The following is a 26,035-nucleotide window of genomic DNA, read 5'->3' on the forward strand; positions in this document are numbered from 1 at the left end:
TTGAAATGGTCAACAAATTACCGCTATCCTGTCTCCCGTTAACTTTCTCCCCCGGAGCGCCCCCCAAAAATGAACAACCACGACTGATGAATTTCGATCCTTGCTAAACGCCATCGCGTCGGCAGGGGATGTTTTGATTTCATTCAGGAGTGTTTATGGCTCATTTTGCGAAGTCCCCTTCTTTTATTTTGCATCAGGTTACCTGTCAGTTTGCGACGGGCGATACCCTTTTTGGTCCCCTGAATCTTTCGCTTGAACCGTCGCTATCCGCGCTGGTTGGCCGTAACGGCAGCGGCAAAACGCGGCTCATGCGGTTGCTGGCCGGGCTGGACGAGCCTGCGAGTGGCCATATCGAACGTAGCGGTACTTCTGTTTATGTGGCGCAGCAGCACGATATTTCCCCCTACACTACGCTTGCTGAGCTGCTCGGATACGAGCGTATTTTTGCTGCCCGCACACGTATCGACAGTGGTGATTATCAGCCTGACGATCTGGAGCGTCTCGACGGATTCTGGGATTTAACAGAACGTCTGAGCGAGGCGTTCGCCATCGCGCACCTTCCCACGTTTGAGCCAGGCAGGCTGGCTTCAGAACTCAGCGGCGGCGAGCGCGTCCGGGCGCTGCTTTGCGGTGCATTTACCGCCGATGCCGACTATTTACTGCTGGATGAACCCACTAACCACCTCGACAGACCGGGGCGAGAGTGGTTTTACGCCCGGCTTGCCCGTCAGCGCGGCGGCGTGCTGGTGGCGTCTCACGATCGTGAGCTGCTCGCAAAAGTTCCGCGCATTCTGGAACTGAGCGTCGCGGGGCTGCGCAGCTTTGGCGGTAATTACGCTGACTATCGGCAGCAGCGGGATGCTGAGCAGCAGGCTGCCCGCGCGGCGCTGGAACACGCGGCAACCGAGCGCAAACGTACCCGCGTCCGTATGCAGAAAGAGCATGACGATAGCCTCAGGCGGTCAGCGAAAACGCTGCGGACGGTGGATAGCCTTAACATTGCCTCATTTGAACGGGTTAAATACAAAATGGCCGCGAAGGAGCGTCCGGGTGCGTGGCGCAGCCAGCATAGTGAGCAAAATGACGCGCTGAACGCTGCGGTCAATCAGGCGCGAGCACGCGTCGAAGCCGAAAGCCCCGTGATGTTTACGCTGCCAGGCAGCCAGATTGCGGAAGGAAAACAGGTGCTCGTACTGGAGGATGTGGTGCTGCCGTACGTAGCAATCCCCCCGATTAACTGGCGCATGGCCGGCCCAATGCGGGTCGCGCTACGTGGCCCGAATGGCTGCGGTAAATCAACGTTGATGAAGGTGATCCTCGGCGAATGTGAACCGGTATCGGGGAGTTGCCGCCTGTCGGTGAAAACGGCCTGGCTCGATCAGCATTTGTCGCAGCTGGATCTTACGCAGTCGGTCATCACGCATCTCAATCTGCACAATACGCCGCTGGAAGAGGGCACGCTGCGCACCCGTCTGGCGCAGCTTCAGCTTGGCGCAGATAAAGTGTCGCTGCCGTTAGCTGAACTGAGCGGCGGCGAACGCCTGAAGGCCGCGCTGGCCTGCGTGTTATGGCGAGCAGAATCTACACAGCTGCTACTGCTGGATGAGCCGACTAACCATCTGGATTTGGCTTCCGTTCAGGCTATCGAAGCCGCACTGGCGGATTTTCCGGGTGCATTGCTGGTGGTTTCCCACGATAGCGCGTTCCTTGACGGGCTTAAGCTTACGCATGAGATGGTATGGCGGGATGATGGATGGCATTGCGAGACGCTCTAAAACACAAACCCCCGCATAGGCGGGGGCGGTAACGACTTTTTATTCAACTTACTGCGTGCTAAGCACGGGCGCTGCCTGAATAAGGCGCATCAGGTTTAGCTCAGTCATGGAGGGTTTAACACGTTTTGACTCCCATTCCTGAACCTGTGACACGCTAACGCCCATTTCTCTTGCGAAATCAATAGGTTTTAATCCTGTCCCCTTGCGTAATTGCTCAAATTCTGTAAAGGGATTAGATTTTTTGGACACTGTAACCGTCTGCGATAAGTCTTTAAAAACAATTTGTTCCAGGCTGGTTAACAGCTCAAACATTGGATCTTTAGATTCCATTTAGAACTCCTCATAAATCACACAACGGGATCATGAACATCTTAGAGCCCCTTAAGGATAGTCTTTAAGCGGGGTATTGGATCGTCACGGGTGTGATTAATCGTGCGGTAAGGATCGCCTTACGCGTTTCAGCTATATGGATAGTTATGCTAATTACCTGATTAATCATAAGCGGGCGTCGTTCGGTATTTTTTTGTAAATCGTAAGAAAAAAATCGGCAATAGCCGTTTTGCATGAAAAGAGTATCTTGCATGCCTGACCTGGACTATCCTTGTGAGCGTCGGGCACGCGTGTACTGGTGTGCGCTTTTTTGGGTTAAGGAGTTATAAAATGGCGACAGGAAAGTCCTGCTCTCGCTGGTTTGCGCCTATTGCGGCGTTATTGATGGTTGTTAGCCTGAGTGGGTGTTTCGATAAGGAAGGCGATCAACGTAAGGCGTTTATCGATTTTCTGCAGAATAACGTGATGCGCAGCGGTGAGCATTTGCCGACATTGACTGCGGATCAGAAAAAGCAATTCGGTCCCTTCGTTTCTGATTATGCCATCCTTTATGGCTATTCGCAGCAGGTGAATCAGGCGATGGATTCCGGCCTACGTCCGGTCGTGGATAGCGTTAACGCCATTCGGGTACCGCAAGATTACATGACTCAGCGCGAACCGTTGCGCCAGTCTAACGGTGCGCTTGGTGTTTTGAGCCAGCAGTTGCAGAACGCGAAAATGCAGGCTGATGCCGCACGTTCCGCGCTGAAACAAGCCGACGATCTGAAACCGGTGTTTGATCAGGTTTATGAAAAAGTGATCACTAAACCGGCTGACGCTATGCAGCCGCTGATCCCGGCAGCGCAGATCTTTACTCAGCAACTGGTCCAGGTGGGTGATTTTATCTCCCAGCAGGAGACGCAGGTGAGCTTTGTCTCTAACGGCATTCAGTTCCCAACGTCTCAGCAAGCCAGCCAGTACAACACGCTGATTGGGCCGCTAGCCTCGCAGCATCAGGCCTTTAGTCAGGCCTGGACTGCCGCAGTGACGGCAACAGAATAAGAAAGCCCCCGCCTCGAGCGGGGTTTTTTTTATTAATTACAAAAATAATGCTTGTCATTCGAGTACCACCCAAGTATAACTATGTTCGTCGGTTTGTTCACAGACCTAAAGCAGTTTAGTTAAGTAGTCCAGATGCGTTATCTTAGATACCCTTCGTAGTGACCCTTCCTCTAGCGCTTAAAAATCTGTAACACATTCCATCATCGCGCCGGAAGGCAAAACAAATTTTTAAAAAGGTAATTTCTATGTCTGGTAAAATGACTGGTCTGGTAAAATGGTTCAACGCTGATAAAGGTTTCGGCTTCATCACTCCTGACGATGGCTCTAAAGATGTATTCGTACACTTCTCTGCTATCCAGAACGAAGGCTACAAATCTTTGGACGAAGGCCAGAAAGTTTCCTTCACCATCGAAAGCGGCGCTAAAGGCCCAGCAGCTGGTAACGTTGTAAGCCTGTAAGCTTCCAACTCAGCAGCAAAAAATTCTAAAACCCGCCTTCTGGCGGGTTTTTTCGTTTAGGCTTTTACCTGCGGATTAACACAGTTTTTCTCAACGTTGCCGTTCAGCGCGTTAATCAGGTTATCAACAGCGGTAGCCGCCATGTTGTAGCGCGTTTCATGGGTAGCGGAGCCAATGTGCGGCAAGGCCACCACGTTTGGTAACGTCAGCAGCGGCGAATCAACCGGTACCGGCTCTTGCTCAAACACATCCAGTCCTGCGGCGTGTATCTCACCGTTTTGCAGCGCTTCAATTAAGGCTTTCTCATCGACCACCGGGCCGCGACCTGCATTGATGAAAATAGCCGTTTTCTTCATTTTATCGAATTCAGCTTTGCCCATCAGATGATGTGTCTCCTCCGTCAGGGGTAGGATCAGGCAGACATAGTCCGCTTCCCTTAATAGCGTGTCCAAATCGCAATAGCGCGCGTTAAAGCGTTCTTCCGCTTCGCTATGGTGACGGCGGGCGTTGTACAGAATGGGCATGTTAAAACCAAAATGTGCCCGCTGTGCCAGCGCCAGGCCGATACGGCCCATCCCGACAATCCCTAACGTTTTGCTATGTACATCCACACCAAACCAGTCCGGACCAATACTTTTTGTCCATTCGCCTGCTTTCACGCGTTCGGCTACTTCCACCACGCGACGAGCAGTGGTCAGTACCAGCGCCATCAGCGTATCTGCTACCGTTTCGGTTAGCGCGTATGGGGTATGCATTAGCAGAACGTTACGGGCATTCAGGGCATCGACGTCAAAATTGTCGTAACCGACGGAAATCGTGGAGGTAGCACGCAGCTTTGGCATTTTTTCCAGCAAAGCGGTATCCACTTTTTCGCTTGATCCCAACAGACCTTCGGCGCGGGCAAATGCGTCGGCATGCTGTGCGACGGTGTCCGGGTTGAGATTCTTCACCTGGATAACGGTGAAATGCTCTTCCAGGCGTTTTTGTAGATCCTCGGGCAGTGCTTTATACAAAATGACGGACGGCTTCATGCTAATCTCCGTTGATTTTAAAGGGTTCAGGCGTGATGTGCGCCAGCAGGAATGTGCTGATTATTAGCAGGCTTAACAATCAAAGTAAGCCACACTGAGGCCAAAAGTGCCACCCCCATAAATATGTATGAGGCAGACGGGCTACCGGTTGAACCGTTCAGATAACCGACAAACCATGAGCCGAAGAACGAACCCAGTGCGCCCATACTGTTGATCAGCGCCATCGCTCCACCCGCCACGTTACGCGGCAGCATCTCCGGGATGATGGCAAAGAATGGACCATACGGGGCGTACATCGCGGCACCCGCAATCACCAGCAACGTATAAGAAACCCAGAAGTGGTTGGCACCAACCGCCCAGGAGCCGATGAAGGCGAACGCGGCAATCAGCAGCAGTGGCCAGACGAAGAGCTTGCGGTTTTGCAGCTTGTCCGATGCCCAGGAGGCAACGATCATCGCGATAGTAGCGGCAAGATAAGGAACGGATGACAGCCAGCCGACTTCGACCATGCCTAAGTTTTCTCCGCCGCTGCGAATAATCGACGGCAGCCACAATACAAAGCCGTAAACGCCAATGCTCCAGGTGAAATACTGCATGCACAACAGGATAACGTTGCGGGAGCGGAAAGCTTCTGCGTAGTTACGCATCGGTTTCAATCCTTGCTGTTCTTTCTCCAGCTCCGCCTGTAATGCGGCCTTTTCATCCTCCGACATCCAGTTGACCTGCGACGGTTTATCTTTTACCAGCACCCACCAGCAGAAGGCCCAGATAATGGCCGGCACGCCCTCAATGATAAACATATGACGCCAGCCAAAGGACTGGATGAGATAGCCAGAGACCACGGACATCCACAGTACCGTGACCGGGTTGCCGAGGATCAGGAAGGTATTGGCGCGCGAACGTTCCGATTTGGTAAACCAGTTGCTGATGTAGATAAGCATTGCGGGCATTACTGCCGCTTCCACTACGCCCAGAATAAAGCGAATGGCGGCCAGCGCCGGGATGTTGTTGACCATGCCGGTGAGTGACGCGCAAGCCCCCCACAGAATCAAACAGACAAAAATCAATTTACGTACGCTGCGGCGTTCAGCGTAAATCGCCCCAGGTATCTGAAAGAAGAAATAGCCGAGGAAGAACAGGGCGCCTAAAAGCGATGAGACGCCTTTGGTGATCCCCAGATCTTCGGTGATCCCCGCGGCGGAAGCGAAACTGAAGTTTGCACGGTCAAGATACGCCAGGCTATACGTGATAAACACGATAGGCATGATGTACCACCAGCGTTTTGCTGCATTGGTCGACTTATTCATGGGCTTGCCTCTGTGGTTGAGGTTTGTACCGCCGTGGTTTGTAGGGTACACGGTGGTAGGTATTAACTACTCGGATAATTGGTTGCGTGTCGGCAATCCTTCGCTGTCGCCCTGCACCTGAATGGCTAGCGAGCCAATCTTGTTGCCACGCGCGATAGCCTGATGGAGCGTTTTGCCTTCCAGTAATGCGCTAATGACGCCAACGGCGAATCCATCGCCTGCACCAACGGTGTCGACGACGTTCTCGACCTTCACCGCGGCAACGGCACCTTTTTCACCCTCGGACGTTTTGAACCAGGCACCATCGGCACCGGTTTTCAGCACTACCGCTTTCACGCCCTTATTGAGGTAGAAATCAGCGATGCTTTCCGGGGATTTCTCACCGGTCAACATCATGCCTTCTTTCACGCCAGGCAAAACCCAGTCGGCCTGGAAGGCAAGGTGGTTGAGCTTTTCGATCATCTCTGCCTCGCTTTTCCACAGCACCGGACGCAGGTTTGGATCAAAGGAGACAGTCTTGCCCTGGGCTTTCATCGTGGTTGCAGCAAGGTCGAGCAGTTCATACGAGCTGGATGACAGCGCTGCCGCCACGCCGCTCAAATGTAGATGTCGCGCTGAACGGAAATAGGCAGGGAGAAAATCTTTGGTCGAGAGATGGCTCGCCGCGGAGCCTTTACGGAAATACTCCACAATGGGATCGGTTCCATTTTCGACTTTAGATTTAAGCTGAAACCCTGTTGCATAGCGCCCGTCGATGGTGACGCCCGAGGCATCAATGCCCTCTTTTTTCAGCGAATCCAAAACAAACTGACCAAAGCTGTCGTCACCGATACGGCTGACCCAGCCCACTTTCAAACCCAGACGCGCCAGGCCTGTCGCAACGTTCAACTCAGCACCTGCAACGCGTTTAATAAAGCGATCGACGGTGCTCAACTCGCCAGTGTCAGTGGCGACGAACATGGCCATGGCTTCTCCGACGGTGATGACATCCAGAGCGTTATGCATGGCGTGACTCCTCGCGCAGCAGGTTAACGTAGTGACGAGTGACCGCGGCTAAATCGGGTCCCTCCAGCGGGAACTCAATTCCGCGTGGCGCATCCGCGGGAAGCTGATCCAGAAGTGCCATCCAGCGTGCGTCGGCGTTATCCGGCGCAATGGCGCGATAATGCTGATTGTGTGGGACCGCCGCTTTGACGTGGATATAGCTCACGGCAGGGGCGAGAAGGCGTGCGGCTTCTTCTGGTGATTCGCCTACCCATAGCCAGTTTCCGGTATCGAAGGTCAGCGTGATCGGGAGTTCCATCACCCGGCAGGCGGCTTTGAATCGCTGCATCGGGGCGAGTTGACCGCAATCGGTCTGATCGTTTTCGACCACTAGCGCAATATCGCTCTCATCGAGTAACGTGCGCAGCGCTTCAAGCGGTTTTTTATCGCGGAAATGACCCAGAGAGACTTTCAACCACAGCGCGTTCAGCACGCTGGCTTCTTCCAGGTAGCGGGGCAGGTCCGGGTTGAGCGTGCCATCGGGCATGAGTAAAGCGGCGGGCACTGAATAACAGGCTTGTAATCCTAGCTGTTCAATCGACTCGGCCAGTTGAGGAAGTGTGTCCAGCTCTTGCTCGCTGAAAAGCTCACGGCGTATCTCGACGCCATCCGCGCCACCGGATGCGATAACGGGCAGCATGGCTCGCTGTCCGCCCGCCTGACGTACCTGATCCGCGCCATACGCGGCGGTAACCACTATAATTTTCCTGCCCATTGGCTGACTCCCATTCATAGCTGATATTTAATACGCTAGATGGAACCGGTTCCAAAGAAAAGGTCAGGATGTTGAATTTATGATCGACATCACGAAGGGAAAATTAACGGGAGGTGGAGCCGCGAACGATCAATTCTCCAGAGAAAACCTGCTCGCGCACGGTCTCATCGAGACCTTCAATGCGGCGCACGACCTGCTCAACGGCGGCGTAGCCAATCTGCCAGGTGGGCTGTTTAAGGGTGGTAATGCCCACGCCGGCCAGCTCGGCCCACTCCAGCTCGTCAAAACCTAACAGGCCGATATCACTACCCCAGTGCAGGCCGATGCGCTTCAGCGAGCGGGCGACCTGTAGCGTGAGCGCACCGTTGGCGGAAATGATCGCTTTGCGCATCCCCCGGTGGCGGGTGTGAAATTGGCGAAGGGTATTATCAATCTGTTCAGCTTCATGCAGCGTGATTTCGGCATTCTCGGCGATGACGCCAGGATAACGAGCGAGCGTTGCGTGAAACGCGCTCAGACGATCGCGACGTGTGTTGACCGTACCTAGCGGTTCACTCAGAAACAGGATGGCTTCAAAGCCTTGTTCAATAAGGTGTTCTGTCGCCGTCGTCGCCGCCTGGGTGTTATCCAGTCCGACGACATCGCAGGCGAATTCCGGGATTTTACGATCGATCAGGACCATGGGCAGAGAGGACTGTTGTAGCCGATTTAACCCCTCTTCGCGCATCCCCACAGCGTTGACGACGATGCCTTCAACCTGGTAGCTGCGCAGTAAATCGAGATAGTGCAGCTCCTGGTCCACTTCGTTATTGGTATTACACACCAGCGGGGTGAAGCCTTTTTCGCGGCACGCGGCTTCAATGCCGCTGAGCACATTCACGGAATAGGGGTTGGTAATATCGGCGATGATCAGGCCAATCAGACGGGTGCGGCCGCGCTTAAGACCGCGAGCCATCAGGCTTGGACGATAATTAAGGTCGGCGATAGCCTGTTCAATACGGGCCAGCAGCGCATCGGAAAGCAGGTTTTTCTCGCCGTTAAGATAGCGAGAAATACTGGTTTTACCGGTTTTGGCGGCTTTCGCCACGTCGCTGATGGTGGGCCGTGTTGATTTGCTCATCGCTGATTTCCCTCAGTTTAGTGAGAACACCTTAACGTGAAAATCAGCGATGGCAAGACGTTAATATCGGTTATTGAATCGGGCTTAACGTGATTTCTACGCGACGGTTCTGCGCTTTGCCTTCTGCCGTACTGTTGCTGGCGATTGGATTGGCTGGACCCATTCCGCTGGTGCGGATGCGGGTGGCGGCAACGCCCTGGGTAATCAGCGAGCTGGCGACGGAATCCGCGCGCTGCTGGGAAAGACGCATATTCAGATCCTGGCTGCCGGTGCTATCGGTATAGCCAATGACGTTCACCGCCGTTTTGCCATACTCTTTCAGCACCATCGCAACGCCAGTCAGGGTATTCGCGCCCGCCGGTTTTAGCGTGGCACTGCTGCTGTCGAAGGTCACATTGCTTGGCATGTTCAGGATGATATTGTCGCCACTTCGCGTCACACTTACGCCTGTTCCCTGCATTTTGTCACGCAGTTTTGCTTCCTGCACATCCATGTAATATCCGACGCCGCCACCGAGTGCTGCACCTGCTGCTGCGCCAATCAAAGCACCTTTGCCGCGATCTTTCTTCGAGGAAGAAAGTGCACCGACACCGGCACCGACCAGCGAGCCGAGGCCCGCGCCAATACCGGATTTTCCTGCTTCACGCTCACCGGTGTAAGGGTTCGTTGTGCAGCCTGAAACAGCCAGTGCGCCACTCACCAGAGCGGCAATAACTACTACGCGTTTATTCATCTTATTTCCTTAATCCTTTTTATTCTTTGCCACGACGAGCGTGGCGGTTGATTATGACGCGCAGTGACGCTGAAAATTCCGGAGATAAATCTGAAATTTGTGTCAAACCATAAACAGCCTCAAAGAAGGCCGTGAAACCTGCAACAGGCAATCCAGGAGCGCACGCTTTGACCACCTCAATAAAAACTATCCTGACCGCAGCCCACTGGGGGCCCATGCTGGTGGAGACCGACGGCGAGAATGTCCTGTCTTCTCGCGGAGCGTTGCCCACAGAACACCCCAACTCATTACAAACAGCGGTGCGCGATCAGGTACACAGTAAAACCCGCGTGCGCTGGCCGATGGTACGTAAAGGCTTTTTAGCCTCGCCGGAGAATCCGCAGGGAATTCGTGGGCAAGATGAATACGTCCGCGTGAGCTGGGATGATGCCCTGGCGCTTATCCATACTCAGCACAAGCGCATCCGCGACAGCTATGGTCCGTCGTCGATTTTTGCCGGGTCCTACGGCTGGCGTTCCAACGGCGTGCTGCACAAGGCGGCGACGCTGCTGCAACGCTATATGAGCCTGGCGGGCGGCTATACCGGCCATCTTGGTGATTACTCTACCGGCGCGGCGCAGGCCATCATGCCGTACGTGGTGGGTGGGAATGAAGTGTATCAGCAGCAGACCAGTTGGCCGCTGGTGCTGGAACATACCGAAGTGGTGGTGCTCTGGAGCGCCAACCCGCTTAACACGCTCAAAATTGCGTGGAACGCCAGCGATGAACAAGGCATTGCCTATTTTGAGGCGCTGCGTAAAAGCGGCAAACGTCTGATCTGCATCGACCCAATGCGTTCCGAAACGGTTGATTTTTTCGGGAATACTATGGAGTGGATCGCTCCACATATGGGTACCGACGTGGCGATGATGCTCGGCGTTGCCCATACGCTGGTCGAAAATGGGTGGCAGGATAACGATTTTCTTGAACGCTGCACGACAGGCTACGACAAATTTGCTGATTACTTAACGGGTGTGACCGACGGCGTGGCGAAATCCGCTGAGTGGGCGTCGGGTATTTGCGGCGTGGATGCCGATAAGATCCGTGAACTGGCGGCGTTATTCCATCACAACACGACGATGTTGATGTCCGGCTGGGGGATGCAGCGCCAGCAGTTTGGCGAACAGAAACACTGGATGCTGGTAACGCTTGCTGCCATGGTCGGGCAAATCGGCACGCCGGGCGGCGGTTTTGGTCTCTCCTATCACTTTGCCAACGGTGGAAACCCGACGCGTAAAGCCGCGGTGCTGGCCTCCATGCAGGGGTCGGTCAAGGACGGTATTGATGCCGTCGATAAAATCCCGGTCGCACGCATCGTCGAGGCGCTGGAAAACCCAGGCGGTTTTTATCAGCACAACGGCATGGACCGCCACTTCCCGGATATTCGGTTTGTCTGGTGGGCGGGTGGCGCGAACTTTACCCATCATCAGGATACCAACCGTCTGATCCGCGCCTGGCAAAAACCAGAGCTGGTGGTGATTTCTGAATGCTTCTGGACCGCAGCGGCTAAGCATGCGGATATCGTTTTACCCGCGACGACTTCGTTTGAGCGTAACGACCTCACCATGACCGGCGATTACAGTAATCAGCATATGGTGCCGATGAAGCGCGTGGTGCCGCCTCGCGACGAGGCTCGGGATGATTTAGCGGTGTTTGAGGCGTTAAGCGAACGCTGGGAGCAGGGGGGGCGCGAGCGTTTTAGCGAAGGCAAATCTGACCTCGAATGGCTCGAAAGTTTCTATCAAATCGCCGGACAGCGCGGTGAATCTCAGGGCGTGACGCTGCCGCCGTTCGCTGAGTTCTGGGACGCAAACGAGATTTTTGAGATGCCGGAAAGCGAGCAAAACGCGCAGTTTGTTCGCTTCGCGGATTTCCGTCGCGACCCGCAACGTTATCCGTTAAAAACGGAAAGCGGGAAAATTGAAATTTATAGCCAGCGTATTGCCGGGTTTAACTACGCCGATTGCCCGCCGCATCCCATGTGGCTCGAACCGGACGAGTGGCACGGGAATGCACAACCCAAACAGCTACAGGTGCTCTCTGCGCATCCAGCGCACCGTCTGCACAGCCAGTTGAATTACTCGTCACTGCGTGAACGGTATGCGGTGGCGGGACGCGAGCCGATAACGTTGCATCCTGAGGATGCTAACGCGCGTGGTATTGCCGATGGCGACGTGGTCCGCGTCTGGAATCAGCGCGGGCAGGTGCTGGCGGGTGCGGTCGTGAGCGAAGGGATCAAGCCTGGGGTTATCTGTATTCATCAGGGAGCCTGGCCAGACCTGGATCGCGACGAGGGTGGCATCTGTAAAAACGGGGCGGTCAACGTGCTGACCAAAGATCTCCCCAGCTCAAAGCTGGGGAATGGTTGCGCGGGGAATACGGCGCTGGCGTGGGTGGAGAAATATCAGGGGCCGGAGCTTACGCTAACGGCGTTTGATCCGCCTGCCAACTCATAATCCAGGTCGGGTGCTGCGTTTCTTCTTGCCAGGCGCTATCTTCAATGCGAAAGCCCTGAGCATGGTAGAAATTCACCGCCCGACTGTTTTTTTGGTAAACCTCAAGGCTTAGGTAGGGGTAGCGCTGCTGCACACTGGCGATCAGCGCGTGCCCAATACCTTTACCTATGTGGGCAGTCGCAACGAACAGGGCACCGATAAATTGCGACTGCATCACGCTAATAAAGCCCCGCACTTCGCCGGTTTCTTCCCAGACCCACGTCTGCGCTGAAGGCAAATAGGCATTCCGGACCAGCGCTTCGCTCTCTTTCCAGTAAGACGCCTCAATAAAAGGATGCGCCTCGGTGGTGCTTTCAAGCCATAAGCTCAGCAGTGGCGCGGTGTTGTCATTTTGCCATTTGCGGATCATGTATTCCTCCTGGATGGCAGAAACAGCTAGTGACATGATCGTTCACCAGCCCGCAAGCCTGCAGGAAAGAGTAGCAAATGGTCGTGCCTACGAATTTGAAGCCGCGTTTTTTCAGTGCTTTTGCCAGCGCGTCTGATGCAGGCGTTGATGTAGGGATGTCGGCAAGTGCCGCGGCCTGCGTGATTTGAGGCGTGTTATCGACAAACGACCAGACGAAATCGGAGAAGGGCTCGCCGTTTTCTTCCATGGCTAAGTAAGCGCGAGCATTGCCGATAATTGCCTGGATTTTACCGCGATGGCGAATAATCCCCGCATCCAGTACCAGCCTTTCGACGTCATCATCTGTCATCGCGGCGACGGTTGCGGGATCGAAATGGTGGAAGGCGCGACGATAATTTTCTCGCTTTTTCAGTACGGTGATCCAGGATAAACCCGCCTGTTGACCTTCCAGACAGATCATCTCAAAGAGTTTCTTACCGTCGGTTTCCGGCACGCCCCACTCTTTATCGTGATAGTCGATATAGAGCTGATCCTGGCTTACCCAGCCGCAACGTTCCATAGGTTATCTCCCTTGTAGTTTTGAAACCGCAAAAATTTCAACCGATCTGGCTTGACGTGTGACGTAAAGAGACAATATTTAATTAAGGGTTATGCCCCCTTACCTCTTTCTAAACAATGACAAGTATCGCCGAATTCGGCTCTTTCTGGAGTCGCTTTGATGATGATAAAAAAAATCAGTGGTCGCCATGCTGCTACTTGCATGGTGAGAGCATCAATTTGCCTGTTTTTTTGTAACACAGCATACGCCTGGCAACAGGAATATATCGTTTCGGATGGGCAAAGTAATACGACTGAACGCTATACATGGGACGCCGATCACCAACCGCGTTATGAGGATATTCTCGCTGAGCGTATTCTTTCCTCGCAGAACGTGTCAGGGGTGGCTTTCACGTTACCGGAAAATTATCCGGCAGAATCGACCAGTACGATGAGCGTTGGTTTGGCCATTCCGGTGACCAGAAATGTGACGACCGGGCCGGTTGCTGCATGGCATTACGATGGCTCATCGCCAACCCTGTATAACGAATTTGGTGATAAAGGGAACTCGTCCACCCTTACCGATCCGCTCTGGCATGCCAGCGTCAGTACACTCGGATGGCGCGTCGATACGCATGTTGGCGATCTTCGACCGTGGGCCCAAATCAGCTACAACCAGCAGTTTGGGGATAATCAGTGGAAGTCTCAGTCCGGCATGAATCGATTGCCAGCCGCAATGCAGTACGATAACTGGATGGACGTAACGGTTGGGGCGGACGTGATGCTTTACCCTCATATGGCCGCGTATGCATCGTTATCCCAGGCGGATAGCACAATGATGGGCGAAGACTATCTTTACACGCTTGGTGTCAGCGCAAGGTTCTAAAATTGTGACTGTATTTAGCGTTGCGTTAACATAATACATACAATGATAGCCGGCCTTGTGGCGATAGCGGACACTAACAAACGTTAACCTCACAGGTCGGCAAGGTCATTCATGCCGGATTCCAGGCATTTCATTCCGTCCCTCCTGCACTTCATGCCGTTTTCCCCCTGCTGATATAGGGTTTTGTTTATCGTTGTCCTCAGCGAATTCCCTTAATTTCTCTTGCAGGACAACTGCCATGAACACATCAACATACAATCGTACTCGCTGGTTGACGCTCTTCGGTACCATCGTGACGCAGTTTGCGCTGGGATCGGTTTATACCTGGAGCTTGTTCAACAGTGCGCTTTCCGACAAGCTCGGCGCGCCGGTGAGTCAGGTGGCTTTTTCTTTCGGTTTACTGAGTTTGGGTTTAGCCCTTTCTTCTTCCGTTGCGGGCAAACTGCAGGAACGCTTTGGTGTGAAGCGTGTGACGATGGCCTCCGGGATTATGCTGGGTGTGGGCTTTTTCCTGACGGCACATTCAAATAGCCTGATGATGTTGTGGTTGAGCGCTGGTGTCCTGGTTGGGCTCGCGGATGGTGCGGGTTATTTGCTGACGCTGTCGAACTGCGTGAAATGGTTCCCGGAACGTAAAGGCTTAATCTCCGCATTTTCCATTGGCTCTTATGGTCTGGGCAGCCTTGGGTTCAAATTTATCGACTCGCATCTGCTGGCATCCGTTGGGCTAGAGAAAACCTTCATGATTTGGGGCGCGATTGTGCTGGTGATGATTCTGTTCGGCGCGACGCTGATGAAAGACGCGCCACAGCAGGAAGTGAAAACCGTTAATGGTGTCGTCGAAAACGACTTCACGCTGGCGCAATCCATGCGTAAACCGCAGTACTGGATGCTGGCCGTGATGTTCCTGACCGCCTGCATGAGCGGCCTTTACGTCATCGGCGTGGCGAAAGATATCGCGCAGGGGATGGTGAAACTGGACGCGATGACAGCCGCCAATGCGGTAACGGTGATTTCTATCGCCAACCTGTCTGGCCGTCTGGTGCTGGGCATCCTGTCTGACAAAATGTCGCGTATTCGCGTGATTACAATGGGGCAGGTGGTTTCCCTGGTGGGTATGGCAGCCTTGCTGTTCGCTCCACTGAATGAAGTCACCTTCTTCGCCGCCATTGCCTGCGTTGCTTTTAACTTCGGTGGGACGATTACCGTCTTCCCTTCACTGATTAGCGAATTCTTTGGCCTGAACAATCTGGCGAAAAATTACGGCGTCATTTATTTAGGCTTTGGTATTGGCAGTATTTGCGGTTCGCTTATTGCATCGTTGTTCGGCGGATTCTACGTGACTTTCTGTGTCATATTCGCCCTGCTTATCCTCTCTCTGGCGCTGTCGACCACTATCCGGCAACCGCAGCGCGAAGTGTTTAATGAGGCTCACGCGTAAATATTGCTAACAATAAGGCCGGATATCCGGCCTTATTGTCGCTTGAATCTAAGGCTATCTTAAGGCTGTCTAGCTTTAGTTCGTTTTTTTGTAAATAACTGCTGCAATCACACTCTCCATTGCCACTTTTTCCTTTCCCTGTGGTCTACTTACCACGCTTTAGATATTTCTTATAACGATTGCCAAAGCGAATATATAGTCTGTTCACTTTTGAAACAAAAAGTGAAGCGGGGTTACTCTCCCTTTTTTCCGGGTTGCATGCATGAAATACATCAAATCGATGACACAACAAAAGCTGAGCTTTTTGCTGGCGTTGTACATCGGCCTGTTTATGAATGGCGCAGTTTTTTTCCGTCGGTTTGACGGTTATGCGCAAGATTTTACCTTCTGGAAAGGAATCTCCGCGGTTGTAGAACTGGCTGGCACGGTTCTGATCACCTTCTTCTTATTACGCCTGCTTTCCCTGTTTGGACGGCGCGTCTGGCGCGTTCTTGCATCATTAGTGGTGTTGTTCTCGGCGGGTGCCAGCTATTACATGACATTTATGAACGTGGTTATTGGCTATGGCATTATCGCCTCGGTCATGACGACGGATATCGATCTCTCTAAAGAAGTTGTCGGGCTGCACTTTGTTCTGTGGCTAGTAGGCGTGAGTGCGCTGCCGCTCTTGCTCATCTGGAATAACCGTTGCCGCTATACCTTGCTTCGTCAGATGCGTACCCCCGGGCAACGTATCAGAAGTGTGGCGATAGTCCTGCTGGCAGGGCTGATGGTCTGGGGGCCAATTCGCCTGCTGGACGTTAAGCAGAAGCATGACGAGCGCACCTCGGGCGTTGATATGCCGAGCTATGGCGGTGTCGTCGCCAACTCCTATCTTCCGTCTAACTGGATCTCCGCGCTGGGGTTGTATGCCTGGGCGCAGGTTGACGAGTCTTCCGATAACAAATCGCTGAAGAACCCGGCGAAAGAGTTTACCTACAACGCACCGAAAGATATCGACGATACCTACGTGGTCTTTATCATCGGCGAAACGACGCGCTGGGACCATATGGGTCTTCTGGGCTATGACCGTGACACCACGCCGAAGCTGTCGCAGGAGAAAAACCTGGTCGCTTACCGTGGGTACTCATGCGACACCGCCACTAAGCTGTCGTTACGCTGCATGTTTGTACGTGAAGGCGGGGCAGATGATAATCCGCAGCGCACCCTGAAAGAACAGAACGTCTTCTCGGTGCTGCATCAGCTTGGGTTTACGTCCGCGCTTTACGCGATGCAAAGCGAGATGTGGTTCTACAGCAACACCATGGCGCAGAACATTGCTTACCGTGAGCAAATCGGTGCCGAGCCGCGTAACCGGGGTAAGAGCGTGGATGACATGCTGTTGATCGACGAAATGAAGCAGTCGCTTAACGGCAACCCTGACGGTAAGCATATGATCATCCTCCACACCAAGGGCTCGCACTTTAACTACACCCAGCGTTATCCGCGTAGCTTTGCCAAATGGACGCCGGAATGCGTTGGCGTGGATAAAGACTGTACCAAAGAGGAGCTAATTAACTCCTTCGATAACTCGGTGATGTATGTGGATCACTTTATCGATAGCGTGATTGACCAGGTTCGCGATAAGAAAGCGATTGTTTTCTACGCGGCTGACCACGGTGAGTCGATTAATGAGTTTGAGCACCTGCACGGTACGCCACGTAATATGGCGCCGCCAGAGCAGTTCCGCGTGCCGATGATGGTCTGGATGTCAGATAAGTATCTTGAGCAGCCGGAAAAAGCCAAAATGTTCCAGCAGCTGAAGAAAGAGGCGGATATGAAGGTGCCGCGTCGTCATGTTGAGCTCTACGACACCATTATGGGCTGTCTTGGATACACGTCTCCTGACGGTGGAATCAACGAAAATAACAACTGGTGTCATATCCCTGATAGCGCTGAAAAAGCCACAAAATAATCGGTCTGGCGAGTTTCTCGCCAAACAGATAGCTTTTTGTTGATAAGGGATTGACGGGCGCGCACCTCAGCAGTAAGATGCGCTCCGCATTCGGCGAGTAGCGCAGCTTGGTAGCGCAACTGGTTTGGGACCAGTGGGTCGGAGGTTCGAATCCTCTCTCGCCGACCACATTCGAAACCCTGCTCTTTTGAGCAGGGTTTTTTGCATCCAGAGTTTGTGAGGATGAGAATCTCCGGGGAAGGAGGTTCGACTCGAGCGAAGCGAGAGAACGTTGCTTTAGCGACGGCCCGCAGGGCGAGTCACGAAGTGGCGAGTTATCCTCTCTCGCCGACCACATTCGAAAAAAGGGTTAACCGTAAGGTTGGCCCTTTTTGCATTATGGGCTTACTCACGCCGATACGACAAAATATCCCTTATCCCCGTTTCAACCTGCCTGTTATCGATTTTGTGACATAATCCATTGTATTTTTTTATATATAGATTGATATTTTTTCGCGTTGCTTATAGATAACCTCAGCATTTTCCGCTGTGCGTTTTAACGTTCGCGGTATTAAGTGCTCAGATAATCACCATAATGTAAGAAAATTTACGCTATTTGAATAAATGTTAATCACTGATTGTTGCGGAATATGAAGAGATTTGTGCTGCAAGATGGCGAGTAGCATAAATTTCCCTGCTGAAAATAGGTGCCTAAACTTTTTTTAATCTTTGTTTGCCGTTTCTCACCCTCAACGTAAATCCCCGCTACCTGTATTGACGTTTTCACATTCTGTTGACAGATTGTAGGGCACGAGGGGCATTTCAGGGACGATCTGCGCTGCAACTCTGTCGCTCATCTGAAAGGATTCTCCATCCCTTATAGCGCCTTCGGGCATCACCGACCGGACCGGGTAAATAATAAATAAAGGTCTGGCGGCGTAACACAACAAAGCAAAACATCACATTGGAGCAGAATAATGAGTATTTCCTTGAAGAAGTCAGGGATGCTGAAGCTTGGTCTGAGCCTGGTCGCTCTCACCGTCGCGGCAAGCGTACAGGCAAAAACCCTGGTTTATTGTTCTGAAGGTTCGCCGGAAGGCTTTAACCCACAGCTGTTCACCTCTGGAACCACGTACGACGCAAGCTCTGTGCCTATCTATAACCGTCTGGTTGAATTCAAAATCGGTACCACGGAAGTCATTCCTGGTCTGGCTGAGAAGTGGGAAGTCAGCGAAGACGGTAAAACGTATACCTTCCACCTGCGCAAGGGCGTGAAGTGGCAGGACAGCAAAGAATTCAAACCGACGCGCGACTTTAACGCCGACGACGTTGTGTTCTCCTTCGATCGTCAGAAAAACACACAGAACCCGTACCACAAAGTGTCTGGCGGCAGCTATGAATACTTCGAAGGGATGGGTCTGCCGGACCTGATCACCGAAGTGAAAAAAGTGGACGACAATACCGTTCAGTTCGTGCTGACCCGTCCGGAAGCACCATTCCTGGCTGACCTGGCAATGGACTTCGCTTCTATTCTTTCTAAAGAATATGCAGACAACATGCTGAAAGCCGGCACGCCGGAAAAAGTGGATCTCAACCCAATTGGTACAGGTCCATTCCAGCTGCTGCAATACCAGAAAGATTCTCGCATTCTGTATAAAGCATTTGAAGGTTACTGGGGCACCAAGCCGCAGATCGACCGTCTGGTCTTCTCCATCACGCCTGATGCATCCGTGCGTTACGCAAAACTGCAGAAAAACGAGTGCCAGGTTATGCCGTACCCGAACCCGGCTGATATCGCTCGTATGAAGCAGGACAAAAATATCAACCTGCTGGAGCAGGCTGGCCTGAACGTGGGCTATCTGTCCTTCAACACCGAGAAGAAACCGTTTGATGACGTGAAAGTGCGTCAGGCGCTGACTTACGCGGTGAACAAAGAAGCGATTATCAAAGCGGTTTATCAGGGCGCTGGCGTGGCCGCGAAAAACCTGATTCCACCGACCATGTGGGGCTATAACGACGACGTTAAGGATTACACCTACGACGTTGAGAAAGCGAAAGCGCTGCTGAAAGAAGCCGGTCAGGAGAAAGGCTTCACCGTTGAACTGTGGGCGATGCCAGTACAACGTCCTTACAACCCGAACGCTCGCCGTATGGCTGAGATGGTTCAGGCTGACTGGGCAAAAATCGGCGTTCAGGCCAAGATCGTGACCTACGAGTGGGGTGAGTACCTGAAGCGTGCTAAAGCGGGTGAGCACCAGGCTGTGATGATGGGTTGGACCGGGGACAATGGGGATCCGGACAACTTCTTCGCGACCCTGTTCAGCTGTGATGCAGCGAAACAAGGCTCCAACTACTCTCGCTGGTGCTACAAGCCGTTTGAAGACTTGATTCAGCCGGCACGTGCGACCGACGACCACAACAAGCGTATCGAGCTGTACAAACAGGCTCAGGTTGTGATGCATGACCAGGCTCCTGCGCTGATCGTGGCTCACTCCACCGTGTACGAACCAGTGCGTAAAGAAGTGAAAGGCTACGTGGTTGATCCACTGGGCAAACACCACTTCGAAAACGTGTCTGTTGAATAACTAAAAGTAAAAGGGGTGCAGTAGCACCCCATGCCGGGTAAGCGCAGTGCCACCCGGCAGCAGTGCTTTATTCCCTCTTCGAATGAGGAGGGAATAAGATTTGTGAGCAATACAGACGTCACGCCATTGGTCGTGCGTCACTAGAGAGAATCCGGGTTATGTTGCAGTTCATCCTCCGACGTCTGGGACTTGTCATCCCCACGTTTATCGGTATCACCCTTCTCACGTTTGCCTTTGTCCATATGATCCCCGGCGACCCGGTAATGATTATGGCAGGTGAGCGTGGTATATCCCCTGAGCGTCATGCACAACTGTTGGCTGAACTCGGCCTGAATAAACCGTTGTGGCAGCAGTACCTCAATTATATCTGGGGCGTCATGCATGGTGATTTAGGGATTTCGCTGAAAAGCCGCCTTCCGGTGTGGGACGAGTTCGTGCCGCGTTTTAAAGCGACACTCGAACTTGGCGTCTGCGCCATGATTTTTGCCACCGCCGTAGGTATTCCTGTCGGCGTATTGGCTGCCGTCAAACGTGGCTCTATCTTCGATCACACGGCGGTTGGCCTGGCGCTGACTGGCTACTCCATGCCTATCTTCTGGTGGGGCATGATGCTGATTATGCTGGTCTCGGTGCAATGGAACCTGACGCCGGTATCCGGGCGTGTGAGCGACATGGTGTTCCTTGACGATACGAATCCGTTGACCGGATTCATGCTTATCGATACCGCCATCTGGGGTGAAGAGGGCAACTTCATTGATGCCGTCGCGCACATGGTTCTGCCGGCGATGGTGCTGGGGACGATTCCCCTGGCCGTTATTGTGCGAATGACCCGCTCGTCAATGCTGGAAGTGCTGGGTGAGGATTATATCCGTACTGCGCGAGCCAAAGGTTTGACCCGCATGCGCGTCATCATCGTCCATGCTCTGCGTAATGCGATGCTTCCCGTCGTGACCGTTATTGGTCTGCAGGTGGGCACGTTGCTGGCGGGAGCGATCCTGACCGAAACCATCTTCTCCTGGCCGGGACTGGGACGCTGGCTGATTGATGCACTGCAACGCCGCGACTATCCGGTTGTGCAGGGGGGTGTGCTGCTGGTGGCGACGATGATTATCCTCGTCAACCTGCTGGTCGATCTGCTGTACGGCGTGGTGAACCCGCGTATTCGTCATAAGAAGTAAGGGGCCATCATGTCACAGGTTACTCAAAATAAAGTTGTTTCTGCTCCGGTGCCAATGACGCCGTTGCAGGAATTCTGGCATTACTTCAAACGTAACAAAGGCGCAGTCGTCGGTCTGGTTTACGTCGTCATCATGCTGATTATCGCGGTTTTCGCCAATTTCCTGGCACCGTATAACCCAGCGGATCAGTTCCGCGACGTGCTGCTCTCTCCGCCAGCCTGGCAGGATGGTGGGACGTTATCACATCTTCTGGGAACCGATGATGTTGGTCGTGATGTGCTGTCGCGTCTGATGTACGGTGCGCGCCTTTCACTGCTGGTGGGCTGCTTAGTGGTGGTGCTGTCGCTCATTCTGGGCGTTATTCTCGGGCTGGTGGCAGGGTATTTCGGCGGTCTTGTCGATAACATCATTATGCGTATTGTGGACATCATGCTGGCGCTGCCAAGCTTGCTGCTAGCGCTGGTGTTGGTTGCGGTCTTTGGGCCGTCGATAGGGAATGCCGCGCTGGCGCTGACGTTTGTGGCGCTGCCGCATTACGTGCGATTAACCCGAGCGGCGGTGCTGGTCGAAGTTAACCGTGATTACGTTACCGCTTCTCGCGTGGCGGGTGCGGGTGCCATGCGCCAGATGTTCGTCAATATTCTCCCGAACTGCCTTGCGCCGCTGATCGTTCAGGCGTCGCTTGGTTTCTCTAACGCCATTCTCGATATGGCTGCTCTTGGCTTCCTTGGCATGGGTGCGCAACCGCCGACACCGGAGTGGGGCACCATGCTCGCCGATGTGTTGCAGTTCGCGCAAAGCGCCTGGTGGGTCGTCACCTTCCCGGGTGTCGCGATTCTGCTAACGGTGCTGGCATTTAACCTGATGGGTGATGGTCTGCGTGATGCACTTGATCCCAAACTGAAGCAGTAAGAGGCACGAGATGGCGTTATTAAATGTAGATAAATTATCGGTGCACTTCGGTGACGTGGGCTCCGAGTTTCGTGCCGTAGACCGTATCAGCTACAGCGTGAATCAGGGTGAAGTGGTTGGCATTGTTGGTGAGTCTGGTTCCGGTAAATCGGTCAGCTCGCTGGCGATTATGGGACTGATTGATTATCCAGGCCGTGTAATGGCCGAGAGCCTTGAGTTTAACGGGCAAGATCTGAAGCGCATCTCAGAAAAACAGCGCCGCCAGCTGGTGGGCGCTGAGGTGGCGATGATCTTCCAGGACCCCATGACCAGCCTGAATCCGTGCTATACCGTCGGTTTCCAGATTATGGAAGCGATAAAGGTGCATCAGGGCGGCAATAAGAAAACCCGTCGCCAGCGTGCGATCGATTTGCTGACGCAGGTGGGTATTCCCGATCCCGAATCACGTCTGGATGTTTATCCGCACCAGCTGTCTGGCGGTATGAGCCAGCGCGTGATGATCGCCATGGCGATCGCCTGTCGGCCAAAACTGCTGATCGCGGATGAACCCACGACGGCACTGGATGTCACTATCCAGGCGCAGATCATCGAACTTCTGCTTGAGCTACAGCAGAAAGAGAACATGGCGCTGGTTCTGATTACGCACGATTTAGCACTGGTCGCTGAAGCTGCGCATAAAATCATTGTGATGTATGCCGGTCAGGTGGTGGAAACCGGAAACTCGCGCGATATCTTCCGCGCGCCGCGCCATCCGTATACTCAGGCTTTGCTTCGTGCGCTGCCAGAGTTTGCGCAGGATAAGGCGCGTCTGGCGTCACTGCCGGGCGTGGTACCGGGTAAATATGACCGTCCAACCGGTTGCCTGCTGAATCCGCGCTGCCCGTATGCGACGGATAAATGCCGTGCCGAAGAGCCTGAGTTGTTTACCCTCAGCGACGGTCGTCAGTCTAAATGTCACTACCCACTCGATGATGCCGGGAGGCCTACACTATGAGTACGCAAGAGGCCGCCAAACAACAATTACTGTTGCAGGCCATCGACCTGAAAAAACATTATCCAGTGAAGAAGGGGCTGTTTGCGCCTGAGCGACTGGTGAAGGCGTTGGACGGCGTATCGTTTACCCTTGAACGCGGCAAAACGCTGGCGGTTGTCGGGGAGTCGGGCTGCGGCAAATCGACGCTTGGCCGTTTGCTGACGATGATCGAAACGCCAACCGGTGGCGAGCTCTATTATCAGGGCCAGGATCTGCTTAAGCATGACCCGCAGGCACAAAAGCTTCGTCGTCAGAAAATCCAGATTGTGTTCCAGAACCCGTACGGTTCACTGAACCCGCGAAAGAAAGTGGGGCAGATTCTGGAAGAGCCGCTGCAGATCAATAGCAGCCTTAATAAAGAGGAACGTCGCGCGAAAGCCCTGGAGATGATGGCGAAAGTCGGTCTGAAAACCGAGCATTACGATCGCTATCCGCACATGTTCTCCGGTGGCCAGCGTCAGCGTATCGCTATCGCCCGTGGTCTGATGCTTGACCCAGACGTGGTGATTGCTGATGAACCGGTTTCGGCACTGGACGTTTCTGTGCGTGCGCAGGTACTGAACCTGATGATGGATTTACAGCAGGATTTGGGGCTGTCCTACGTCTTTATCTCGCACGACCTGTCAGTGGTGGAACACATTGCTGATGAAGTGATGGTGATGTATTTGGGCCGCTGTGTAGAGAAGGGGACGAAGGACCAGATCTTTAATAATCCTCGTCACCCCTATACACAGGCATTGCTCTCGGCAACGCCGCGCCTGAATCCGGACGAACGTCGTGAGCGTATAAAGCTGACGGGCGAGTTACCAAGCCCGTTGAATCCGCCGCCGGGATGCGCCTTTAACGCCCGTTGTCGTCGTCGCTTTGGGCCTTGCACGCAGTTGCAGCCGCAGTTGAAAGACTACGGTGGTCAACTGGTGGCCTGCTTTGCGGTCGATCAGGATGAAAACGGCGAGAAGCCTCACGCATAATGCGTAAAAAAACCGGCGATAATCGCCGGTTTTTTTGTCTGCCGTTGCGTTATTTCCGCAAACGAATTTGGTCGACGGCGTGATTTTCACTTTTCGTGAGGATCAGGCTGGCACGTTCACGCGTGGGCAGGATGTTCTCTTTCAGGTTCACGTAGTTGATTTCATTCCATAACGAGGTTGCCACATTGACCGCTTCTGCTTCAGAAAGCTGGGCATAATTATGGAAGTAAGAATCAGGATCGGTGAATGCCCCTTCGCGGAACTTAAGGAAGCGGTTGATATACCAGTTTTGCAGGAGATCTTCCGGCGCATCGACATATATAGAGAAGTCGACGAAATCGGAGACAAACACATGGTGTGGGTCATGCGGATAATCCATGCCGCTCTGCAATACGTTTAACCCTTCCAGTATCAGGATATCCGGCTGCGCGACCGTTTTGTCGCCATCGGGGATACGATCGTAAATAAGATGGGAATAAACCGGTGCGGTAACGTTAGGTGCGCCTGACTTCAGATCCGAGACGAATTTGACCAGACGGTGCATATCATAAGAAAGAGGGAAACCTTTCTTCTTCATCAGGCCACGTTCTTTCAACACCTCGTTCGGGTGCAAGAAGCCATCGGTGGTAATCAACTCAACGCTGCGGTGTTCTGGCCAGCGGCTCAAAAGCGCCTGCAATACGCGCGCCGTCGTGCTTTTACCTACTGCCACGCTTCCTGCGATGCTGATGATATAAGGAATACGTTGACCGTTGGTACCGAGGAACTGCTCCAGAACGGCCTGACGTCGCAGGTTGGAGCTTATATAGAAGTTCAGCAAGCGGGAGAGGGGCAAATAAATCTCCGCCACTTCCTCAAGCGACAGGTCTTCATTTATTCCTTTTAACCGTGCTATTTCGCCTTCCGTTAACGTCATCGGGACGGAATCACGCAGGGCAGCCCATTGGCTACGGTTAAACTGAAGATAGGGTGTCATTAACGATTGCTCTTTTTTGCTCATAAGCATGCTTCAGTGAACGCTCTACCTGCGCAGTCACGCTATCTGGCGGGCAGCGGTTCATCACTTAGTAGTTAATTTTGGACAATGGGCAGGAGGTTAACACCAGATGACGCGAATAATAAGAAAAAATATAGGCAAGTGATGCGTTACGCGGGGGCCATCACGATACGCTTTGAGGGGGTCGATGCGACCCGAATGCTGAAAATTTAGTCTGTAATGGGTGAAAATACAGCGTTTATCACTCTCTGCGCACAAAATGTGAGCGAATGAACGTTTTATGCAATTTTTTAGTTGCATGACTGGCCATGTCTCCATAAAATGCGCGCTACTTGATGCCGACTTAGCTCAGTAGGTAGAGCAACTGACTTGTAATCAGTAGGTCACCAGTTCGATTCCGGTAGTCGGCACCATCAAGTCCGGTGGGGTTCCCGAGCGGCCAAAGGGAGCAGACTGTAAATCTGCCGTCACAGACTTCGAAGGTTCGAATCCTTCCCCCACCACCACTTTCTGGCAGCGTTAACGCCGCCTGAGCTGGCTAAAATATTAATCAGCTCAAACAATAAAAGAGAGAAATCTCTTTTTTGTTACAGAAAGAACTGGGTAGCCGAGTTTCAGGATGCGGGCATCGTATAATGGCTATTACCTCAGCCTTCCAAGCTGATGATGCGGGTTCGATTCCCGCTGCCCGCTCCAAGACGTGCTGATATGGCTCAGTTGGTAGAGCGCACCCTTGGTAAGGGTGAGGTCCCCAGTTCGACTCTGGGTATCAGCACCACTTCACTTCTCCCTCCCGTTTCTCTCTGTTTCAATTTAAATATATTCAACAGTTCAGGCGTATTGCCTGGTTGATGTGGTGATATCACCGATTTATCCGTGTCTTAGAGGGACAATCGATGTCTAAAGAAAAGTTTGAACGTACAAAACCGCACGTTAACGTCGGTACTATCGGCCACGTTGACCATGGTAAAACAACGCTGACTGCTGCAATCACTACCGTTCTGGCTAAAACCTACGGTGGTTCTGCTCGTGCATTCGATCAGATCGATAACGCACCAGAAGAAAAAGCTCGTGGTATCACCATCAACACTTCTCACGTTGAGT

23 protein-coding genes, 5 tRNA genes and 1 other RNA gene are annotated in these 26,035 nt (G+C 53.1%); 19 read left to right on the plus strand and 10 right to left on the minus strand.

Annotated elements, in window-relative coordinates:
- Positions 1 to 155: 155 nt before the first annotated feature.
- A complete protein-coding gene (locus tag AC6EMZ_RS21650; RefSeq protein ID WP_498404903.1) occupies positions 156 to 1,775 on the plus strand; it encodes an ABC-F family ATP-binding cassette domain-containing protein in 1,620 nt (539 codons plus the stop codon).
- Between the two features lie 48 nt (positions 1,776 to 1,823).
- Here AC6EMZ_RS21650 and AC6EMZ_RS21655 read toward each other — a convergent pair whose 3' ends face one another.
- Entirely contained in the window at positions 1,824 to 2,105 is a 282-nt protein-coding gene (locus AC6EMZ_RS21655; RefSeq protein ID WP_498404904.1) for an HTH-type transcriptional regulator, read from the minus strand.
- Between the two features lie 330 nt (positions 2,106 to 2,435).
- On the opposite strand from AC6EMZ_RS21655, the gene AC6EMZ_RS21660 reads away from it, so the two are divergent.
- Together AC6EMZ_RS21660 and cspE are read left to right on the plus strand one after the other, a co-directional pair.
- Entirely contained in the window at positions 2,436 to 3,146 is a 711-nt protein-coding gene (locus tag AC6EMZ_RS21660; RefSeq protein WP_498404905.1) for a DUF3053 domain-containing protein, read from the plus strand.
- Positions 3,147 to 3,391: 245 nt separating this feature from the next.
- Positions 3,392 to 3,604 carry a transcription antiterminator/RNA stability regulator CspE gene (cspE, locus tag AC6EMZ_RS21665; RefSeq protein ID WP_006177792.1) on the plus strand — a complete coding sequence of 71 codons (213 nt, stop codon included), beginning with the start codon at positions 3,392 to 3,394 and terminating at the stop codon, positions 3,602 to 3,604.
- 56 nt (positions 3,605 to 3,660) lie between these two features.
- Here cspE and ghrB read toward each other — a convergent pair whose 3' ends face one another.
- From ghrB to AC6EMZ_RS21695, 6 genes are all read right to left on the minus strand, one after another.
- The gene (gene ghrB, locus AC6EMZ_RS21670; RefSeq protein WP_498404906.1) at positions 3,661 to 4,635 is read right to left on the minus strand and encodes a glyoxylate/hydroxypyruvate reductase GhrB; all 975 of its coding nucleotides are present in this window, start codon (positions 4,633 to 4,635) and stop codon (positions 3,661 to 3,663) included.
- Positions 4,636 to 4,661: 26 nt separating this feature from the next.
- The gene (locus tag AC6EMZ_RS21675; RefSeq protein WP_498404907.1) at positions 4,662 to 5,942 is read right to left on the minus strand and encodes an MFS transporter; all 1,281 of its coding nucleotides are present in this window, start codon (positions 5,940 to 5,942) and stop codon (positions 4,662 to 4,664) included.
- Between the two features lie 66 nt (positions 5,943 to 6,008).
- Complete coding sequence (locus AC6EMZ_RS21680) at positions 6,009 to 6,947, minus strand: sugar kinase (protein WP_498404908.1); 939 nt, start codon at positions 6,945 to 6,947, stop codon at positions 6,009 to 6,011.
- Positions 6,940 to 7,701, minus strand: coding sequence for a sugar phosphate isomerase/epimerase family protein (locus tag AC6EMZ_RS21685; protein ID WP_498404909.1), 762 nt, complete (start codon positions 7,699 to 7,701; stop codon positions 6,940 to 6,942). The genes AC6EMZ_RS21680 and AC6EMZ_RS21685 overlap by 8 nt, the downstream gene beginning before the upstream one ends.
- A gap of 103 nt (positions 7,702 to 7,804) precedes the next feature.
- The gene (locus AC6EMZ_RS21690) at positions 7,805 to 8,821 is read right to left on the minus strand and encodes a LacI family DNA-binding transcriptional regulator (RefSeq protein WP_498404910.1); all 1,017 of its coding nucleotides are present in this window, start codon (positions 8,819 to 8,821) and stop codon (positions 7,805 to 7,807) included.
- A 70-nt stretch (positions 8,822 to 8,891) separates the two neighbouring features.
- Positions 8,892 to 9,554 (minus strand): OmpA family lipoprotein, encoded by a 663-nt coding sequence (locus AC6EMZ_RS21695; RefSeq protein ID WP_498404911.1) that lies wholly within the window; start codon positions 9,552 to 9,554, stop codon positions 8,892 to 8,894.
- A 167-nt stretch (positions 9,555 to 9,721) separates the two neighbouring features.
- On the opposite strand from AC6EMZ_RS21695, the gene AC6EMZ_RS21700 reads away from it, so the two are divergent.
- Positions 9,722 to 12,049: a molybdopterin guanine dinucleotide-containing S/N-oxide reductase gene (locus AC6EMZ_RS21700; protein ID WP_498404912.1), complete on the plus strand. Its 2,328-nt coding sequence runs from the start codon at positions 9,722 to 9,724 to the stop codon at positions 12,047 to 12,049.
- On the opposite strand, the gene AC6EMZ_RS21705 is transcribed toward AC6EMZ_RS21700, so the two are convergent.
- Together AC6EMZ_RS21705 and tag are read right to left on the minus strand one after the other, a co-directional pair.
- Positions 12,012 to 12,458, minus strand: a complete 447-nt coding sequence (locus AC6EMZ_RS21705) for an N-acetyltransferase (RefSeq protein ID WP_498404913.1) — start codon at positions 12,456 to 12,458, stop codon at positions 12,012 to 12,014. The two genes, AC6EMZ_RS21700 and AC6EMZ_RS21705, sit on opposite strands and share 38 nt — an antisense overlap.
- Positions 12,436 to 13,017, minus strand: a complete 582-nt coding sequence (gene tag, locus AC6EMZ_RS21710) for a DNA-3-methyladenine glycosylase I (RefSeq protein WP_498404914.1) — start codon at positions 13,015 to 13,017, stop codon at positions 12,436 to 12,438. Before tag ends, AC6EMZ_RS21705 begins: the two co-directional genes overlap by 23 nt.
- Before the next feature lie 159 nt (positions 13,018 to 13,176).
- Between tag and AC6EMZ_RS21715 the strand changes: the two genes are divergently transcribed.
- The 10 genes from AC6EMZ_RS21715 to dppF all read left to right on the plus strand — a co-directional run bounded on the left by AC6EMZ_RS21715 (position 13,177) and on the right by dppF (position 23,934).
- Positions 13,177 to 13,881 (plus strand): autotransporter domain-containing protein, encoded by a 705-nt coding sequence (locus tag AC6EMZ_RS21715; RefSeq protein ID WP_498404915.1) that lies wholly within the window; start codon positions 13,177 to 13,179, stop codon positions 13,879 to 13,881.
- Positions 13,882 to 14,119: 238 nt separating this feature from the next.
- A complete protein-coding gene (locus AC6EMZ_RS21720; protein ID WP_498404916.1) occupies positions 14,120 to 15,322 on the plus strand; it encodes an L-lactate MFS transporter in 1,203 nt (400 codons plus the stop codon).
- 262 nt (positions 15,323 to 15,584) lie between these two features.
- A complete protein-coding gene (gene eptB, locus AC6EMZ_RS21725) occupies positions 15,585 to 17,276 on the plus strand; it encodes a kdo(2)-lipid A phosphoethanolamine 7''-transferase (protein WP_498404917.1) in 1,692 nt (563 codons plus the stop codon).
- Between the two features lie 91 nt (positions 17,277 to 17,367).
- Positions 17,368 to 17,444 (plus strand) — tRNA-Pro (locus AC6EMZ_RS21730).
- A 33-nt stretch (positions 17,445 to 17,477) separates the two neighbouring features.
- Positions 17,478 to 17,610: non-coding RNA, RtT sRNA (locus AC6EMZ_RS21735), on the plus strand.
- Positions 17,611 to 18,232: 622 nt separating this feature from the next.
- On the plus strand, positions 18,233 to 19,840 hold the full coding sequence (dppA, locus tag AC6EMZ_RS21740; RefSeq protein WP_498404918.1) for a dipeptide ABC transporter periplasmic-binding protein DppA: 1,608 nt from the start codon (positions 18,233 to 18,235) through the stop codon (positions 19,838 to 19,840).
- A 158-nt stretch (positions 19,841 to 19,998) separates the two neighbouring features.
- Complete coding sequence (gene dppB, locus AC6EMZ_RS21745; RefSeq protein WP_498404919.1) at positions 19,999 to 21,018, plus strand: dipeptide ABC transporter permease DppB; 1,020 nt, start codon at positions 19,999 to 20,001, stop codon at positions 21,016 to 21,018.
- A gap of 9 nt (positions 21,019 to 21,027) precedes the next feature.
- Positions 21,028 to 21,930: a dipeptide ABC transporter permease DppC gene (gene dppC, locus AC6EMZ_RS21750; protein ID WP_498404920.1), complete on the plus strand. Its 903-nt coding sequence runs from the start codon at positions 21,028 to 21,030 to the stop codon at positions 21,928 to 21,930.
- Positions 21,931 to 21,940: 10 nt separating this feature from the next.
- Positions 21,941 to 22,924, plus strand: a complete 984-nt coding sequence (gene dppD, locus AC6EMZ_RS21755) for a dipeptide ABC transporter ATP-binding protein (RefSeq protein ID WP_498404921.1) — start codon at positions 21,941 to 21,943, stop codon at positions 22,922 to 22,924.
- Positions 22,921 to 23,934, plus strand: a complete 1,014-nt coding sequence (gene dppF, locus AC6EMZ_RS21760; RefSeq protein WP_498404922.1) for a dipeptide ABC transporter ATP-binding subunit DppF — start codon at positions 22,921 to 22,923, stop codon at positions 23,932 to 23,934. The genes dppD and dppF overlap by 4 nt, the downstream gene beginning before the upstream one ends.
- A 49-nt stretch (positions 23,935 to 23,983) precedes the next feature.
- On the opposite strand, the gene coaA is transcribed toward dppF, so the two are convergent.
- Positions 23,984 to 24,934, minus strand: a complete 951-nt coding sequence (gene coaA, locus AC6EMZ_RS21765; RefSeq protein ID WP_498404923.1) for a type I pantothenate kinase — start codon at positions 24,932 to 24,934, stop codon at positions 23,984 to 23,986.
- A gap of 334 nt (positions 24,935 to 25,268) precedes the next feature.
- On the opposite strand from coaA, the gene AC6EMZ_RS21770 reads away from it, so the two are divergent.
- The 5 genes from AC6EMZ_RS21770 to AC6EMZ_RS21790 all read left to right on the plus strand — a co-directional run.
- Positions 25,269 to 25,344, plus strand: a tRNA-Thr gene (locus AC6EMZ_RS21770).
- Positions 25,345 to 25,352: 8 nt separating this feature from the next.
- Positions 25,353 to 25,437: transfer RNA gene (locus AC6EMZ_RS21775), tRNA-Tyr, on the plus strand.
- A 115-nt stretch (positions 25,438 to 25,552) separates the two neighbouring features.
- Positions 25,553 to 25,627 (plus strand) — tRNA-Gly (locus AC6EMZ_RS21780).
- Positions 25,628 to 25,633: 6 nt separating this feature from the next.
- Positions 25,634 to 25,709 (plus strand) — tRNA-Thr (locus AC6EMZ_RS21785).
- 118 nt (positions 25,710 to 25,827) lie between these two features.
- Positions 25,828 to 26,035: GTP-binding protein (locus AC6EMZ_RS21790; RefSeq protein ID WP_021242225.1), on the plus strand; the 208-nt coding region annotated here is incomplete at its 3' end.

The organism is Enterobacter sp. SCRI0065 (genome assembly GCF_059766475.1).

Bases quoted from the DNA above. Each gene is read 5' to 3' on its own strand.
- dppC (WP_498404920.1), top strand. From the start codon at position 21,028: ATGTCACAGGTTACTCAAAATAAAGTTGTTTCTGCTCCGGTGCCAATG.
- AC6EMZ_RS21685 (WP_498404909.1), bottom strand. From the start codon at position 7,701: ATGGGCAGGAAAATTATAGTGGTTACCGCCGCGTATGGCGCGGATCAG.
- cspE (WP_006177792.1), top strand. From the start codon at position 3,392: ATGTCTGGTAAAATGACTGGTCTGGTAAAATGGTTCAACGCTGATAAA.
- AC6EMZ_RS21705 (WP_498404913.1), bottom strand. From the start codon at position 12,458: ATGATCCGCAAATGGCAAAATGACAACACCGCGCCACTGCTGAGCTTA.
- ghrB (WP_498404906.1), bottom strand. From the start codon at position 4,635: ATGAAGCCGTCCGTCATTTTGTATAAAGCACTGCCCGAGGATCTACAA.
- coaA (WP_498404923.1), bottom strand. From the start codon at position 24,934: ATGAGCAAAAAAGAGCAATCGTTAATGACACCCTATCTTCAGTTTAAC.
- AC6EMZ_RS21715 (WP_498404915.1), top strand. From the start codon at position 13,177: ATGATGATAAAAAAAATCAGTGGTCGCCATGCTGCTACTTGCATGGTG.
- AC6EMZ_RS21695 (WP_498404911.1), bottom strand. From the start codon at position 9,554: ATGAATAAACGCGTAGTAGTTATTGCCGCTCTGGTGAGTGGCGCACTG.
- tag (WP_498404914.1), bottom strand. From the start codon at position 13,017: ATGGAACGTTGCGGCTGGGTAAGCCAGGATCAGCTCTATATCGACTAT.
- AC6EMZ_RS21660 (WP_498404905.1), top strand. From the start codon at position 2,436: ATGGCGACAGGAAAGTCCTGCTCTCGCTGGTTTGCGCCTATTGCGGCG.
- AC6EMZ_RS21650 (WP_498404903.1), top strand. From the start codon at position 156: ATGGCTCATTTTGCGAAGTCCCCTTCTTTTATTTTGCATCAGGTTACC.
- dppB (WP_498404919.1), top strand. From the start codon at position 19,999: ATGTTGCAGTTCATCCTCCGACGTCTGGGACTTGTCATCCCCACGTTT.
- AC6EMZ_RS21655 (WP_498404904.1), bottom strand. From the start codon at position 2,105: ATGGAATCTAAAGATCCAATGTTTGAGCTGTTAACCAGCCTGGAACAA.
- AC6EMZ_RS21720 (WP_498404916.1), top strand. From the start codon at position 14,120: ATGAACACATCAACATACAATCGTACTCGCTGGTTGACGCTCTTCGGT.
- dppD (WP_498404921.1), top strand. From the start codon at position 21,941: ATGGCGTTATTAAATGTAGATAAATTATCGGTGCACTTCGGTGACGTG.
- AC6EMZ_RS21690 (WP_498404910.1), bottom strand. From the start codon at position 8,821: ATGAGCAAATCAACACGGCCCACCATCAGCGACGTGGCGAAAGCCGCC.
- AC6EMZ_RS21675 (WP_498404907.1), bottom strand. From the start codon at position 5,942: ATGAATAAGTCGACCAATGCAGCAAAACGCTGGTGGTACATCATGCCT.
- dppA (WP_498404918.1), top strand. From the start codon at position 18,233: ATGAGTATTTCCTTGAAGAAGTCAGGGATGCTGAAGCTTGGTCTGAGC.
- dppF (WP_498404922.1), top strand. From the start codon at position 22,921: ATGAGTACGCAAGAGGCCGCCAAACAACAATTACTGTTGCAGGCCATC.
- eptB (WP_498404917.1), top strand. From the start codon at position 15,585: ATGAAATACATCAAATCGATGACACAACAAAAGCTGAGCTTTTTGCTG.
- AC6EMZ_RS21680 (WP_498404908.1), bottom strand. From the start codon at position 6,947: ATGCATAACGCTCTGGATGTCATCACCGTCGGAGAAGCCATGGCCATG.